The following is a 14,145-nucleotide window of genomic DNA, read 5'->3' on the forward strand; positions in this document are numbered from 1 at the left end:
TCATCCCAGGTCAGCGCACCCGACCTCGTGGTTTCAGCGGCACCGGCGGCAGTTCCGGAGCACGCAGGGGCGCCCCGTCGTAGCCCTTGACCTCACCGAAGCGGGAGCCCTCCATCCAGTCCTTCCGAGCCGCCTCGATCTCGTCCTGCGTCCGCCCGATGAAGTTCCACCACATGATCAGCTCCTCCTCGAAGGGCTCGCCGCCGAGGAGCATCAGGCCCGCGTCCGACTCGGCGCGCAGGGGCAGTTCGGAGCGGCCGCAGCCGAGGTAGAGCATGGAGCCGGGCAGCAGCGGTACGCCGTCCACGTGGGCCTCGCCGGACATGGACAGGACGGCGTACTCGAAGTCCGGTTCCAGCGGGAGGCGTACGTCGGTGCCGTGGTCGAGCGCGAGGTCGGCGCCGACGATCGGGGTGTACGTCGTGCCGGGTGAGGCGGCGCCGTCGACCGCGCCGAGGATCATCGTGGCTCTGAGGCCTGGGGCGGTGACGACGGGCAGTTCGGCGTGGTGCTCGAAGAGCGGGTCGGTGTGGCGGTGGGTGTCGGGCAGAGCCACCCACAGTTGCGCGCCGTGCAGGAAGCGGGCGTGCGAGCGCGGGCTCTCCTCGGAGTGACTGATGGCCCGCCCGGACGTCATCAGGCCGAGTTCGCGCGGGCGGATCGTCTGAAGACTGCCGGTGGAGTCGCGGTGCAGCACCTCGCCCTCGTGCAGCCAGCTGACGGTCTGCAGGCCCGTGTGCGGATGCGGCGGCACCTGCATACCGGGCTCGTCGGCGATGTCGTCGGGGCCGTAGTGATCGACAAAGCACCAGGCGCCGACCATCCGTCGCCCCAGGTTGGGCAGCAGCCGCCGAACTTCACTGGACTCGCCGAGCTTGACCTTGCGCGGGCTGAGGAGCTCACGCACCGGCTCGGCCACCACGAAACCCCGGCCACCGCAGAGAGCGGGAACTGCCTCGCGATCAAGATTGCTCATGGCCCTCAACCTAGCCCTGTGGGCGACTTTCCGTCATGCCATCGGCCCGCCCGTCAAGGGGCACACGGCTCAAAGGCGTGCGCCGCGCAGGGATGCCGTGAGTGCGGCCGCCGCCGCGAGTGCGCAGATCGCTCCGCACGCCGCGAAGCAGGTCGCGGCGCCCCAGGCCGCGGCGACGAGGCCAGTGAGCGGGTAGAGAAGAGGGCTGAGCCCCAGCGTGCACAGCGTCGTCACCGAGGTGAGGCGCCCTAGGTACCGGGGCTCGGCCTCCTTTTGCAGCAGGGCATTGCCGAGCACCATCGCGACACCACTGAGGGCACCGAGCAGCCCACCCAGCGCGATGGCGCTTCCGGGTGAGCCGATCCGGCCCAACGCCGTGACCACTACGGCGGTCGCGAGCAACGATCCCGCCAGTACGGCCCCAGCTCCGGCCACGTGGCGCGCGACCACCATCGTCAGCGCACTCACGGCTCCGCCGACACTGAATGCGGACAGAATCCAGCCGAGCGCGGCAGTGCCCCAGCCCCGTTCGTCAGCAAGCAGCACGAGCCCGGCGAAGAGCGGCCCGCTGAAGCACATCTCGCCGAGCCCGATGACCCAGACGAGACGACGCAGCCGCCGATGCCCACGCAGGTGCCGAAGGCCGTCCCGCAGCTCGCCCAACAGGCGTCCGCGCGGCGCGCATTCGCCGGTCCCCGCCCGCCCCGCTGCCTCCACCGGCCCGACCCGCACCGCCCGCAGCAACCCCACCGACACCCCGAACAGCACCCCCACCAAAGCGAACGCGCCTGCTGCCCCCTGAGCCGCCAGCAGGAAGGACGCGATCAGCGGCCCGATCGCGTTGCTGAAGCGCACCGCCAGCACTCGCATCCCCTGCACTCGGGCCAGCTGGTCTTGTTCCGTGAGCCTTGGTGGGAGGGCACCCACCGCCGGCAGGAAGACCGCGTCGACGACGCCGAAGAGCAGAGCCACGACGTACAGCGGCCACAGTCGAGGGCCGTCGATCCCGGTCAGCGCGGCGGCGCCCAGTACCGCCGCGCACCGTACGACGTCGCTGGCAAGGAGAACGCGGCGTGGGCCGAAGCGGTCGGCGAGTACGCCGCCGCCGAGCATGAGGACGGCGCGGGGTATTGCTCCGACGGCGAGAACGGCGCCGACCTGTGCGGGACCGGCGGCGCGGATGGCGGTCCAGGAAAGGATCAGGAAGTACGCGACGTCACCGGTGACCGACGTGGTGTAGGCGCCCAGCCAGCGCAGGACGTTCGGGTCGCGGAAGGCGGGCCGCGCAGTCATGCCTCGTCGGCGAGCAGCGGGAACAACTGCAGCTGTACGGCTACTCGTTCGGCCCCGTCTGCGGGCTCGCGCTCCCGGTAGCTCTCGACCACCCGCAACAACTCACCCTTCATCGCGTCAAGTTCACCGGGTGTCATACGCAGCATGTAGCTCATGAAGCCGCTGACGCCGAACCATTCGTCGGGCATGACCGGCACAACCTCGGCGGCCACCCTGCGCAAGGTCTCCCCGTCAGTCAGGGCCAAGGCCTGCGCGTACGCACGGCTGTCTGCGGAGTCCGGTGCCGTGGCCGGATCGTGCACGGAGATCCGGTGCAAGGCCCGCCACCACCGGTCCCGCTTCGTTCCCCGCTCCGTGTCCTCCTCGATCAGCCCGCCCGCCGCGAGCCGCCGCAGGTGGTAGCTGGCCGCGCCGGAGTCCAGCTCGAAGTGCGCGGCCAACTGACGCACGGTGGCGGGTCCTTGCTGTCGCAGCCGGTTCAGCAACGCGAGCCGCGTGGGGTGCGCGAGCACGCGCAGCGCGGCCGTGTCGAGGGTGATGTCGGTCGTGCCGTCGTCCGCCATGACGCGCAGCGTAGAACGCGAACAACCCTTCCGGAAGATTTGTTCGCGAACATTTCTTCGCGAGCGTCTCTTCATCAACGCTGCATCAACAACTGACTCGCGTTCCACTCGCGTTGTGTGCGTACGATGTCCGAGCAGCTGGTTCGCCCCGTCCGCCAGGCGGGAGGCGTCGTAAGAGGGAACCCGGTGGGAATCCGGGACTGCCCCGCAGCGGTGAGTGGGAACGAACGTCGTCATACGCACTGGATCCGCCCGACGGATCCGGGAAGCGACGGCCAGTAGGTGTCGTGTCCTCGTACGGAGGGCACGGCGAGCTCGCGAGTCCGAAGACCTGCCAACTGCCCGTGCGCCACCGGTGCGTACGGCGATCTCGGCGGCCTCGTGGGAGGGCCGGCGGAGCAGGCGGGCAGCGTGTGACCAGGCTTCGCCGATCTGCCGTTCCTTCGCGTCGGACGTCCCGGGATCCTCACCGCGACTCGCGAAGGGCAGAGTAACGTGACCGGCCCCTCCCCCACCCCACAGGTCCGTGCCACCGTGCACGGCTGGCCCCGGCAGGGCCCGTCCCGTGAGCTGAAGAAAGCCATCGAGGGCTACTGGGCCGGCCGAGTCACCGACGACCAGCTGCGCACGACCGCGGCCGACTTGCGCCGCGACGCCTGGCGATGGCTCGCCGACGCCGGAATCTCCGAAGTGCCCACCGGGGACTTCTCGTTGTACGACCACGTGCTCGATGCCGTCGTCATGACGGGTGCCGTCCCCGCCCGCCATCGCCTCGCCTTCGACGCGGACCCGCTCGACGGCTACTTCGCCATGGCACGCGGTGCCGACACTGTGGCGCCGCTGGAGATGACCAAGTGGTTCGACACCAACTACCACTACCTCGTACCGGAGTTGGGCCCCGACACGGTCTTCACGGCCGACGCGCGCGTGCCGGTCGGCCAACTGCGCGAGGCTGTTGCACTCGGCCACACCGCGCGGCCCGTACTTGTCGGCCCGATCACCTTCCTGCTCCTGTCGAAGCCCGCGCCCGGCGCCCCGGCCGACTTCCAGCCGCTCACACTCCTGGACCGGTTGCTTCCCGTGTACGCCGAGCTGCTCGCCGATCTCCGTGCGGCGGGCGCGAGTTGGATACAGCTGGACGAGCCCGCGCTGGTGCAGGACCTGTCCCCCGCCGTCCTGAACGCCACGGCCCGCGCGTACCGCGATCTCACCTCGCTCACCGACCGGCCGCAGCTGCTCGTCGCCTCGTATTTCGACCGGCTGGGCGAGGCGCTGCCCGTGCTCGCCCGGTCCGCCGTCGAGGGGCTGGCGATGGACTCCACCGGGCCGGCCGCCGCGAACCTGGACGCGCTCGCGTCGGTGGGCGGGCTGCCCGGCAAGCGGCTCGTCGCGGGCGTGGTCGACGGCCGCAACGTATGGATCAATGACCTGGAGCGGTCACTGGCCACCCTGGCCACGCTCCTCGGGCTCGCCGAGCGGGTGGATGTGGCGCCTTCCTGCTCACTGCTGCACGTACCGCTCGACGTCGCGGTCGAGCGTGACCTCGATCCGCAGGTGGCCCGCTGGCTGGCCTTCGCGCGGCAGAAGACGGCAGAGGTGGTGACACTGGCGCGCGGTCTCACCGAGGGATCCATCGCTCCTCAACTCGCCGCCAACCGCGCCGCGTTGGCCTCCCGTGCCGCCTCCTCGCTCACCCGCGATCCCGCCGTACGGGCCCGCTGCGCGGCGGTCACACCCGAGGACGCCCGGCGGTCCAAGCCGTTCGCCGAACGGTCGGCCGCCCAGCAGGCCCGGCTCCAACTGCCCCCGCTGCCCACCACGTCCATCGGCTCATTCCCGCAGACCCGCGAACTGCGCCTGGCTCGGGCCGACTTGAGGGCCGGACGGATCAACGAGGCGGCGTACGAGGAGCGTATCCGCGCCGAGATCCACGACACGATCGCCTTCCAGGAGAAGGCCGGGCTCGACGTCCTCGTACACGGCGAACCCGAACGCAACGACATGGTGCAGTACTTCGCCGAACAGCTCACCGGATACCTCGCCACGCGGCACGGCTGGGTCCAGTCGTACGGCACCCGTTACGTGCGGCCGCCGATCCTGGCCGGTGACGTCTCGCGTCCCGCGCCGATGACGGTGGCGTGGACCGCGTACGCGCAGTCGCTGACCGAGCGCCCCGTCAAAGGCATGCTCACCGGGCCGGTCACGCTGCTGGCCTGGTCCTTCGTACGCGACGACCAGCCGCTCGCCCACACCGCGCGCCAGGTGGCGCTGGCGCTGCGCGACGAGGTGGCCGACCTGGAGGCCGCCGGAACCGCCGTCGTACAGGTCGACGAACCCGCGCTGCGCGAGGCGCTCCCGCTGCGCCAGGCCACCCGGCCCGCGTATCTGGCCTGGGCCACCGAGGCGTTCCGGCTGGCCACCTCAGCCGTACGCGCGGACACCCAGGTCCATACGCACATGTGTTACGCGGAGTTCGGTGAAATCCTGGGCGCCGTCGAGGATTTGGACGCCGATGTGATCAGCCTGGAGGCGGCCCGCTCGAGGATGCAGATCGCGGACGAACTCGCCGCGGCCGGCTATGCGCAGGCGGTCGGACCTGGCGTGTACGACATCCACGCGCCCCGTGTCCCGGAAGAGCGGGAACTGACCGATCTGATCGACCGGGCGCTGCTCGCCGTACCGGCAGAGCGACTGTGGATCAATCCCGACTGCGGCCTGAAGACCCGGAGTTGGGCCGAGGCCGGGCCGACGTTGGAACGGATGACGGCGGCGGCACGGCGCGTACGCGACGGACTTCCGCGCTGAGAACAGCGGGCCGGGTCCCGGCTGACGGGACCCGGCCCGAGCACCCGAGCAAACAGGCAGCGCGACTTGTCTTCCTCATGCCCTTCTTCGGCGACGGCCGGATTCTTCGCCACAACTACCGCGCGTACGTCCGCTTTCCCCGCCGATAGGCGATCTCGCCCAGGACCACGTCCACGGCGATGAAGGCCGCCAGGGGGATGCCGAGGAGGGGGACGAAGTAGCCAACCACGGCGACGGTCGCCATCAGGGGGACGAGGACGTACGGCGGGACCTGTTGCCAGGCGCCGCGTGGGATCGGGCGGCCGAAGGCGGAGGTGCGGCCGCGTTGCCACCACATGCGGTAGCCCCACAGGATCAGCAGGATCAGGCAGAGCGCGAGGCCCATCAGTGCGATCTGGTTGACGATGCCGAACAGGACGCCGGTGTGCGCGTCGATGCCCCAGCGGCTCAGCTTCGCAAGCACCGGGTAGTCGGCGAACCGCACCACATCCATGACCTGGCCGTTCGTCGGGTTCACGGCGACCGCGTCCTGCTTGGTGGGCCAGCTGCGCTGGACCTGCTGTACCACGTACGCAGACGAGGGGTCGGCCGGCGGCACGATCTCCACCGGGTCGCCCAGGCCCTCGGCGCGGCCGGCGGCCAGGACCTTGTCGAGGCCGACGCCGTGGTCGGCTCCCGACTCGGCGGAGGCGGACCCGTGCTCGGCGTGCTCGCCGCCCGACGACGCCGACACCGCCGGGGTGGCCTGGTTGAGGGATGTGCGCAAGGCGTCGATGTGGGATCCGGCGTACGCGGACCAGGTCAGGCCCGTGGCCGACAGGAAGAAGAATCCGGCCGCCGCCCAGACGCCGACCGTGCCGTGCAGACCCAGTGTGCGGCGGCGACCGCTGGTGCCGCGCACCTTCCGCTGCTTACGGCGGCGACTGAACCACAGCACCAGACCGCCGCCCGCGATCACCCACAGCCAGCTGGCCGCCAGTTCGCTGTAGAGCCGGCCGGTCTCGCCGAGGTGCAGATCGCGGTGGAACTCGTCGATCCAGGTGCGCAGCGGCAGCGCCCCGGTGGAGCCGTACTGCTCGAGCGCGCCGCGCACCTCCCCGGTGTACGGGTCGACGAACACGGCGAGCTTGTGCTCCGGGTCGACGCCCAGGACACCGGACAGCAGCACCCTGGTGCTCGCATCCGCCTCCGGTGAGGGGCGTACGGCGGCGACCGTGCCCTGCGGGTGCTCCTCGCGCGCGGCGGCCACCTGCTCGGAGATCGGCAGCTTGTCCTCGCCCACGGGAACGGTCATCTCATGCGCGTACACGATCTTCTCGGCCTGGAACGAAGCCGCGTACAGCAGCCCGGTCGTGGCGGCGACGAGCAGGAACGGGGCGACGAGCACTCCGGCGTAGAAGTGCAGCCGCAGCACCAGGGGGCGCAGCGGCGACCAGATGCTGCGCCGCGGTGCGGGGGTGCCGGATTCCGGGGAGTCCGGGGATTCCGGGTCCGGGGAGTCGTCCGTCTCGGTCGAGGGAGCGGTGGTCATCGGCGGGCTTCTCCGGTCGTGCGGGGACGGGCCGTGCGGCCGTGTTCGGTCGCGGCGGTCCAGAAGTCGGCCGGAGGGGGATGCGAGTTCCCGCGCGCACGTGTGGCGTGGGTCATACCGCAGAGACCGCCGGTCACCGGACCCAACCGGGACCGACGGCCCCCAAAGGCGCGACTACGCGTCCCGATAAGCCTCCAGCAGCCGCAGCCACACCTCACTCACCGTCGGATAAGCCGGCACCGCATGCCAGAGCCGGTCCACCGGGACCTCCCCGGCCACCGCGATCGTCGCCGAGTGGAGGAGTTCGCCGACGCCGGGGCCGACGAAGGTGACGCCGCGGAGGGTTTCGGTGTCGAGGTCGACGATCATGCGGGCCCGGCCGCGGTAGCCGTCGGCGTAGAGGCCGGCGCCCGCCACCGAGGCGAGGTCGATGTCGACCGCGCGGACCCGGTGGCCTGCCTGCTCGGCCTCGGCGAGGGAGAGGCCGACCGCGGCGGCCTCCGGGTCGGTGAAGACGACCTGGGGGACGGCGGCGTGGTCGGCGGTCGCCGCGTGGGCGCCCCAGGAGTTGGACTCCAGGAGGGGGACGCCCGCGGCGCGCGCGGTGATCGCGGCGCCCGCGATACGGGCCTGGTACTTGCCCTGGTGGGTCAGCAGCGCACGGCGGTTGACGTCACCCACCCCGTAGAGCCACTCGCTGCCCGCCACCCGGCAGCTGTCGTCGACGGTGAGCCAGGAGCCGGGCTCCAGACCGACCGTGTCCAGGCCGACGTCGTCGGTACGCGGAGCCCGGCCGGTGGCGAAGAGGATCTCGTCGGCCTCGATACGGTCGCCCTTGTCCGTCACGACCACGACCGCCGAGCCGTTGCGCGTCACCGACTCCACCGATGTGCCGGTCCGCACGTCCGCGCCCGCCTCCGTGAGTGCCTCGGCGACGAGTTCCCCGGCGAAGGGTTCCATGCGGGGCAGCAGGCCCTTGCCGCGGACGAGGACCGTGACGCGGGCGCCGAGGGCCTGCCAGGCGGTGGCCATCTCGACGCCGACGACACCGCCGCCGACGACCACGAGAGAGCCCGGCACCGCCTGCGCACTGGTGGCTTCGCGGCTCGTCCACGGCTTGATCTCGGCGATTCCCGGCAGCTCGGGCACAACGGCACGGCTGCCCGTGCAGACGGCCACGGCGTGCCGGGCGGTGAGCACATGCTGCTCACCCCCCGGTCCGGTGACCGTGACCCGGCGCGGCCCGGAGAGCCGCCCGTGTCCGCGGTAGAAGTCGGCGCCGATGCTGTCCAGCCATGCGATCTGGCCGTCGTCCTTCCAGTTCGAGGTGTAGTAGTCCCGGTGGGCGAGGACCGCTGCGGCGTCGAGGGGCCCCTGCACGGACTGCCGCAGGCCGGGCACCCTGCGCGCGTCGGCCCGGGCGATGACCGGACGCAGCAGGGCCTTGCTGGGCATGCACGCCCAGTACGAGCATTCGCCGCCGACCAGTTCGCTCTCCACGACCGCCGTGGAGAGGCCGGCCGCGCGCGTGCGGTCGGCGACGTTCTCCCCCACGGGACCGGCCCCGAGCACCACGACGTCGTACGCGATGGTTTCCGTTTCCGTCATGGGCCCAGTCTGGTTCATGACCTCAGTCTGCTGGGTGGTGTGCGCCGAAGCCACACGGGTACGCGCGCGGAATACGCCACCGACAGGCACCGTTGTGCACAGCGGCCACGCCCCGAAACCAGGAAGTGGGAATCAACGCCATGAGCAGCACCGTGGAGCTCACCAAGGAGAACTTCGACCAGACGGTCACGGACAACGAATTCGTCCTGATCGACTTCTGGGCGTCCTGGTGCGGGCCCTGCCGGCAGTTCGCGCCCGTCTACGAGAAGGCCGCGGAGGCCAACCCCGACCTGGTCTTCGGCAAGGTGGACACCGAGGCGCAGCCGGAGCTCGCCCAGGCCTTCGACATCCAGTCGATTCCGACCCTGATGATCGTCCGCGACCAGGTCGCGATCTTCGCCCAGCCCGGGGCGCTGCCCGAGGCCGCGCTGACGGACGTCATCGGACAGGCCCGGAAGCTGGACATGGACGAGGTCCGCAAGTCCATCGAGGAGCAGCAGGCCCAGCCGGAGCAGTGACCGAGCCGGTCACAGAGGCAGTGGCAGCCCCGTGTAGTTCGCGGCCAGCTCCGCGGCCGCTGGGCGGGACGCCGTGATCCGGCGCAACCGGGCGAGTTGCAGCCGGTGTTCAAAGGCGTCCCCGTCCGGATCGGCGTGCAGCATCCGGGTCATGTCGTACGAGAAACGCATCGCCTGCCAGACCCGGTCCAGGCACAAGTCCGAGTAGCGGTCGAGGAGTTGACCCGACCCTGTCCGGTGCAGCTCGATCAGGCCGCGGGCGAGGAGGCGTACGTCGGACACCGCGAGGTTGAGCCCCTTGGCGCCGGTCGGCGGCACGATGTGCGCGGCGTCCCCGGCGAGCAGCAGCCGTCCGTGGCGCATCGGCTCGTGGACGTAACTCCTCATCGGGGTAACGGACTTGGAGGTGATCGGCCCGCGCTCCAGGTGCCAGTCGGCGTCGATGGCGAAGCGTGCGGACAGCTCGTCCCAGATGCGGTCGTCCGGCCAGTCGTCCGGGGAGGTGTCGTTGGGGACCTGCAGATAGAGGCGTGAGACTGAGGGGGAGCGCATGCTGTGCAGTGCGAAGCCTCCGTCCCCGCGCGCATAAATCAACTCCTCGCAGGAGGGCGGCACATCGGCCAGGATGCCGAGCCAGGAGTACGGGTAGTCGTGCTCGTACGTGCGGCTCACGGCGTCCGGGAACGTGTCGCGCGCGATGCCGTGGAAGCCGTCGCAGCCGATCACCCAGTCGCAGGTGAGGCTCTGTTCCCGGCCCTGGTGTACGAAGCGTACGACGGGTGTGTCGCTCTCCGGCCGCTCGATCGCGACTGCCTCCGCCTCGAACAACAGCTGTGGCCCGTCGGCGAGTTGGAGCGCGATGAGATCCTTCACGATCTCCGTCTGGGCGTAGATCGTGACGGTGCGGCCGCCGGTGAGGACCGGGAAGTCGATGTGGTGCCGCTCGCGGTCGAAGCGCAGCTCGATGCCGTTGTGGACCAGGCCGTCGACCTCCAGCCGGTCGGCGGCTCCGCACTCGCGCAGCGCGTCCACCGTGCCCTGCTCCAGCATTCCGGCACGCTGGCGCTGCTCGACGTATGCGCGTGTTCTGCTCTCCAGGACGACACAGTCAAGACCTGCCCGGTGCAGCAGCCGGGCGAGCAGCAGGCCGGCGGGGCCGCCGCCGATGATGCCGATCGTGGTTCGCATGAACATGCCTCCCACGTACGCGAGTTGTCAGGTTGACGCACGGTGTACGACGGTCGCTCCCAGTACCTCGTGCGTTTCGGGCACGGCGCCGGCGGCACGCACCGCACGGTCGACCAGTTCGGCGAGCTCCTGCCCGGAAGGCAGCTCGATGTGGACGGTGCTCAGACGCGGGCGCAGCAGCCGGCCGAGCATCAGGTCGTCGGCGCCGATGACGGCCGTGTCGTCCGGGATGCGGACGCCCTCGTCCTTCAGGGCGCGCATCAGCAGCATGGCGTACTCGTCGTTGTACGCGAACACCGCGTCCAGGCCCAAGGTGCGCCAGCTCTTGGCGAGTTGGGCCGCGGCCTCCTCCTCGTAGGCCAGCGGCACCTCGGTGACCGTGGCGTCCTGCCCGTGCAGCGCCTGGCGTACGCCTTCGAGCCGGGGCTTGGAGAAGAGTTCCAGTTCGGGGTCCTCGGGCATCACGACGCCGACGCGGCGGCGGCCCCGGGCCAGCAGGTGCGCGCCGGCGCAGCGGCCGACGATGCTGTGGTCCATGAGCAGTGCGTGGGCGCCCTCGACGCGCTCGGGTCCGAGCGTGACGACGGCGCGGGCACCGGAGCGTTTGAGGACGGCCACGCCCTGCGGGCCGAGTCCGCTGCCGGGCACCAGAACGGCGACCGGTCGCAGCTCCGCCCAGGCGCGGGCCGCCTCGTCGCCCTGGAGGCCGACACTGCCGTACTGCACGACGGTGTAGTCGAGGCGGCTGAGCGCCCACTGGAGTTCGTTGAAGAACTGGCTGTAGAGCGGGCCCGCCGGCACGGTCGGCGCGGGCATCAGCACCATGCGGCTGTGCCCGGCGCGCAGGCTGCGGGCGGCGGCGTGCGGGACGTATCCGAGATCCCTGGCGGCCTGGTGGACGCGGCGCCGCGTGGGCTCGCTGATCCGTACGGCGCCCGTGTTGTTCAGGACGTAGGAGACGGTCGCGCGCGAGACGCCCGCCACGCGGGCAACGTCGGCGCTCGTCGGCACGGAGCGCTGCGCGGGCAGGGACGGGGCGGGCTGTTCCGGTATCTGCACCATGACGTAACGCATCTTTGCAGAAGCCCTCCGTGGCGCCTGTCGTGGGTCTCGGTTCGCCTCCGGGGCGCAGTGGCGCGTACGTAGTCCCCTGTGGACGAGGGAAGTTGCGCATCCTGTACCGGATCGCGCGCCCGGAGGTTACCGTTCGGTATTCGTTGTGCTTCCGGAGGTGTCTCGAATGGCTGCCGACCGTGCCCCAGGACTGGCTGAGTGCGCTCGCGCCCTGGCCGACGGCGAGGTTTCGTCACGGGTGCTCGTCGAGGAGGCGCTGGCCAGGATCGAGGCCACGCAGGGCACGCTGAACACCTTCCGGCTGGTGCGGGCCGAGGCGGCGCTTGTCGAGTCCGAGGCGGCGGACAAGGAGCTGGCGGCGGGGGTGCGGCGGCCGTTGCTCGGGGTGCCGGTGGCCGTGAAGGACGACATGGACGTGGCGGGCGAGCCGACGGCGTTCGGCTGCCGCGGGGAGTTCGAGCCGGTGGCCGAGGACGGTGAGGCGGTACGGCGGTTGCGGGCGGCCGGGGCGATCGTCGTGGGCAAGACGAACACCTGCGAGTTCGGGCAGTGGCCGTTCACCGAGGGACCCGCCTTCGGGGAGACCCGCAACCCGTGGCACACCGGGCACACGCCGGGCGGCTCGTCCGGCGGTTCGGCGGCGGCGGTCGCGGCGGGCCTGGTGCCGGCCGCGCTGGGCTCGGACGGGGCGGGTTCGGTACGGATCCCGGCCTCGTGGACGCACCTGATCGGGATCAAGCCGCAGCGCGGCCGGATCTCGACCTGGCCGCGCGCGGAAGCCTTCCAGGGGATCACGGTGAACGGGACGCTGGCCCGCACCGTCGAGGACGCCGCGCTGCTCCTGGACGCAGCGAGCGGCTCCCACGCACGTGACCTGCACCGGCCGCCCGCGCTGCGCGTGTCGGACGCAGTGGGCCGGGAGCCTGGCCGGCTGCGGATCGCGCTTTCGCTGAAGCCGCCGTTCACGGCGTTGCCCGCGCGGCTGCGGCCCGACGTACGGGCGCAGGTCGTCGCGCTCGCGGAGCGGCTGGCCGCGCTCGGCCACGACGTCGAGGAGGCCGATCCGGCGTACGGGCAGATCGGGTTGACGTTCGTCCCGCGTGCCACCGCCGGGATCGCCGAACGGGTGCGCGAGGCGCCCCATCCCCATCTGCTCGACCGGCGCACGCGCGACGCGGCCCGCGTGGGACGGCTGCTCGGCGGGACTCCGCTGCGGATGGCGCGGCGCGCCGAGGCGATGCTGCACCGGCGGATCGGCGCGCTCTTCGAAACGTACGACGTGGTGCTCGCGCCCACGACGGCCGCTCCCCCGCCGCGGATCGGTGCCCTCGCGCAGCTGAACGGCCTGGGCACCGACCGTGCCATGATCGCCGCCTGCCCGTATGCCTGGCCGTGGAACGTGCTCGGCTGGCCCGGTGTGAACGTCCCCGCGGGCTTCGTCGACGACGCTCTGCCCGTGGGTGCGCAGCTCCTCGGCCCGGCGAACAGCGAACCGCTCCTCGTGTCGCTGGCCGCGCAGCTGGAGGCGGAGCTGCGCTGGCACGAGCGGTGGCCGGCGGTTGAGGCCGACGGCGCTCTACGGGAGTTCAGGCCGCCCGCCGCTTCGTAGGCGCCCCGCTCGGCGGGCGGGGACGTGGGGGCTCTACCGTGACTCGCGTGACTGCCTTCACCGATGACGCCGCCCACGCTTCCGACGTCCCCGGCCGCCACGGTCCGTCGGCGACCACCGAGGCGGAGCCCCGCGAGGTGGGCCGGGTCCGCACCGAGTACTCACCCGCGCACGACGGCGACCCCGATCCCGGCGAGATCGTCTGGACCTGGGTGCCCTACGAGGAGAACGACGGCCGGGGCAAGGACCGCCCCGTGCTCGTGGTCGCCCGCGAGGCCGCCGGTACGTTCCTCGCCGTGCAACTGTCGAGCAAGCGGCACGACGGCGACCGCGAGTGGGTCCCGATCGGCAGCGGGCCGTGGGACCGCTCGGGGCGCGACTCGTGGGTTTCCGTGGACCGGGTGCTGCGGCTCCATGAGGCGGGGATGCGGCGGGAGGCGTGCGCGCTGGACCGGATGCGGTTCAATTCCGTGGTGCACCGGCTTCGAGAGCGCTACGGCTGGCGCTGAGCTCGGCTGTTTTTCTCGCCCCCGCCGCCCCTACCCGTCCCATCCCGGGGCCGGCCCCGAACCCCACCAGGGGCTCCGCCCCTGGACCCCACTGACGGCTGCGCCCCCAGACCCCCATCGGCCTGAACGGCCTCGTCCTCAAACTCCTCCCCCAGCTACCGCTGGGAGGTGCCCCCAGACGGGCTGATTGATGCGGGCCTACAATGACAAAGTTTGTGCTGACAAAGTTCGGCCACACAAAAATCAGCCCCTCCGGCGCTTGATGAGCGGGGGTCCGGGGGCCGGCCCCGGAAAAGGGGTCCGGGGCGAAGCCCCGAGCGGGTCCAGGGGCGCAGCCCCTGGTAGGGCTCTGGGGGCGAAGCCCCAAAAACCTCCCGTCGTGCTCGTGAACGCATCGTGAGCGATCCTTGTACTGCGCCGCAACAGAGTTACCCGGCCCCAAGAGCGTCGATACGCACCCTTGTGCGAAGC

General features: G+C 71.3%; 11 protein-coding genes and 1 riboswitch. Of the genes, 4 read left to right on the top strand and 7 right to left on the bottom strand.

The window, feature by feature from the left end:
- Positions 1–10: 10 nt before the first annotated feature.
- From ABD357_RS43935 to ABD357_RS43945, 3 genes are all read right to left on the bottom strand, one after another.
- Complete coding sequence (locus tag ABD357_RS43935) at positions 11–976, bottom strand: pirin family protein (RefSeq protein ID WP_344397420.1); 966 nt, start codon at positions 974–976, stop codon at positions 11–13.
- A gap of 69 nt (positions 977–1,045) precedes the next feature.
- Positions 1,046–2,269 carry an MFS transporter gene (locus tag ABD357_RS43940; RefSeq protein ID WP_344397422.1) on the bottom strand — a complete coding sequence of 408 codons (1,224 nt, stop codon included), beginning with the start codon at positions 2,267–2,269 and terminating at the stop codon, positions 1,046–1,048.
- Positions 2,266–2,832, bottom strand: coding sequence for an ArsR/SmtB family transcription factor (locus ABD357_RS43945; protein ID WP_344397424.1), 567 nt, complete (start codon positions 2,830–2,832; stop codon positions 2,266–2,268). Before ABD357_RS43945 ends, ABD357_RS43940 begins: the two co-directional genes overlap by 4 nt.
- Positions 2,833–2,954: 122 nt before the next feature.
- Positions 2,955–3,185, top strand: a riboswitch (cobalamin riboswitch).
- A 142-nt stretch (positions 3,186–3,327) separates the two neighbouring features.
- Here ABD357_RS43945 and metE point away from each other — a divergent pair.
- Positions 3,328–5,637 carry a 5-methyltetrahydropteroyltriglutamate--homocysteine S-methyltransferase gene (gene metE / locus ABD357_RS43950; protein ID WP_344397426.1) on the top strand — a complete coding sequence of 770 codons (2,310 nt, stop codon included), beginning with the start codon at positions 3,328–3,330 and terminating at the stop codon, positions 5,635–5,637.
- A gap of 115 nt (positions 5,638–5,752) precedes the next feature.
- Here metE and ABD357_RS43955 read toward each other — a convergent pair whose 3' ends face one another.
- Both ABD357_RS43955 and ABD357_RS43960 read right to left on the bottom strand, forming a co-directional pair.
- Positions 5,753–7,168 carry a PepSY-associated TM helix domain-containing protein gene (locus ABD357_RS43955; protein WP_344397428.1) on the bottom strand — a complete coding sequence of 472 codons (1,416 nt, stop codon included), beginning with the start codon at positions 7,166–7,168 and terminating at the stop codon, positions 5,753–5,755.
- Positions 7,169–7,342: 174 nt separating this feature from the next.
- Complete coding sequence (locus tag ABD357_RS43960) at positions 7,343–8,776, bottom strand: dihydrolipoyl dehydrogenase family protein (protein ID WP_344397430.1); 1,434 nt, start codon at positions 8,774–8,776, stop codon at positions 7,343–7,345.
- 140 nt (positions 8,777–8,916) lie between these two features.
- Here ABD357_RS43960 and trxA point away from each other — a divergent pair, with 140 nt between their 5' ends.
- Entirely contained in the window at positions 8,917–9,294 is a 378-nt protein-coding gene (gene trxA, locus ABD357_RS43965) for a thioredoxin (RefSeq protein ID WP_344397432.1), read from the top strand.
- Positions 9,295–9,303: 9 nt separating this feature from the next.
- On the opposite strand, the gene ABD357_RS43970 is transcribed toward trxA, so the two are convergent.
- Positions 9,304–10,482, bottom strand: a complete 1,179-nt coding sequence (locus ABD357_RS43970) for a 4-hydroxybenzoate 3-monooxygenase (RefSeq protein WP_344397434.1) — start codon at positions 10,480–10,482, stop codon at positions 9,304–9,306.
- A 27-nt stretch (positions 10,483–10,509) separates the two neighbouring features.
- Positions 10,510–11,544 (bottom strand): LacI family DNA-binding transcriptional regulator, encoded by a 1,035-nt coding sequence (locus ABD357_RS43975; RefSeq protein WP_344397436.1) that lies wholly within the window; start codon positions 11,542–11,544, stop codon positions 10,510–10,512.
- 178 nt (positions 11,545–11,722) lie between these two features.
- Here ABD357_RS43975 and ABD357_RS43980 point away from each other — a divergent pair, with 178 nt between their 5' ends.
- Positions 11,723–13,165, top strand: a complete 1,443-nt coding sequence (locus ABD357_RS43980; protein WP_344397438.1) for an amidase — start codon at positions 11,723–11,725, stop codon at positions 13,163–13,165.
- Positions 13,166–13,212: 47 nt separating this feature from the next.
- Complete coding sequence (locus ABD357_RS43985; protein ID WP_344397440.1) at positions 13,213–13,674, top strand: type II toxin-antitoxin system PemK/MazF family toxin; 462 nt, start codon at positions 13,213–13,215, stop codon at positions 13,672–13,674.
- The last annotated feature ends 471 nt before the right edge of the window (positions 13,675–14,145 follow it).

Origin of the sequence: Streptomyces vastus, from assembly GCF_039532825.1 — a bacterium.
Lineage (GTDB): Bacteria > Actinomycetota > Actinomycetes > Streptomycetales > Streptomycetaceae > Streptomyces > Streptomyces vastus.

Bases quoted from the DNA above. Each gene is read 5' to 3' on its own strand.
- ABD357_RS43970 (WP_344397434.1), bottom strand. From the start codon at position 10,482: ATGCGAACCACGATCGGCATCATCGGCGGCGGCCCCGCCGGCCTGCTG.
- ABD357_RS43980 (WP_344397438.1), top strand. From the start codon at position 11,723: ATGGCTGCCGACCGTGCCCCAGGACTGGCTGAGTGCGCTCGCGCCCTG.
- ABD357_RS43960 (WP_344397430.1), bottom strand. From the start codon at position 8,776: ATGACGGAAACGGAAACCATCGCGTACGACGTCGTGGTGCTCGGGGCC.
- ABD357_RS43975 (WP_344397436.1), bottom strand. From the start codon at position 11,544: ATGGTGCAGATACCGGAACAGCCCGCCCCGTCCCTGCCCGCGCAGCGC.
- trxA (WP_344397432.1), top strand. From the start codon at position 8,917: ATGAGCAGCACCGTGGAGCTCACCAAGGAGAACTTCGACCAGACGGTC.
- ABD357_RS43955 (WP_344397428.1), bottom strand. From the start codon at position 7,168: ATGACCACCGCTCCCTCGACCGAGACGGACGACTCCCCGGACCCGGAA.
- ABD357_RS43935 (WP_344397420.1), bottom strand. From the start codon at position 976: ATGAGCAATCTTGATCGCGAGGCAGTTCCCGCTCTCTGCGGTGGCCGG.
- ABD357_RS43945 (WP_344397424.1), bottom strand. From the start codon at position 2,832: ATGGCGGACGACGGCACGACCGACATCACCCTCGACACGGCCGCGCTG.
- ABD357_RS43940 (WP_344397422.1), bottom strand. From the start codon at position 2,269: ATGACTGCGCGGCCCGCCTTCCGCGACCCGAACGTCCTGCGCTGGCTG.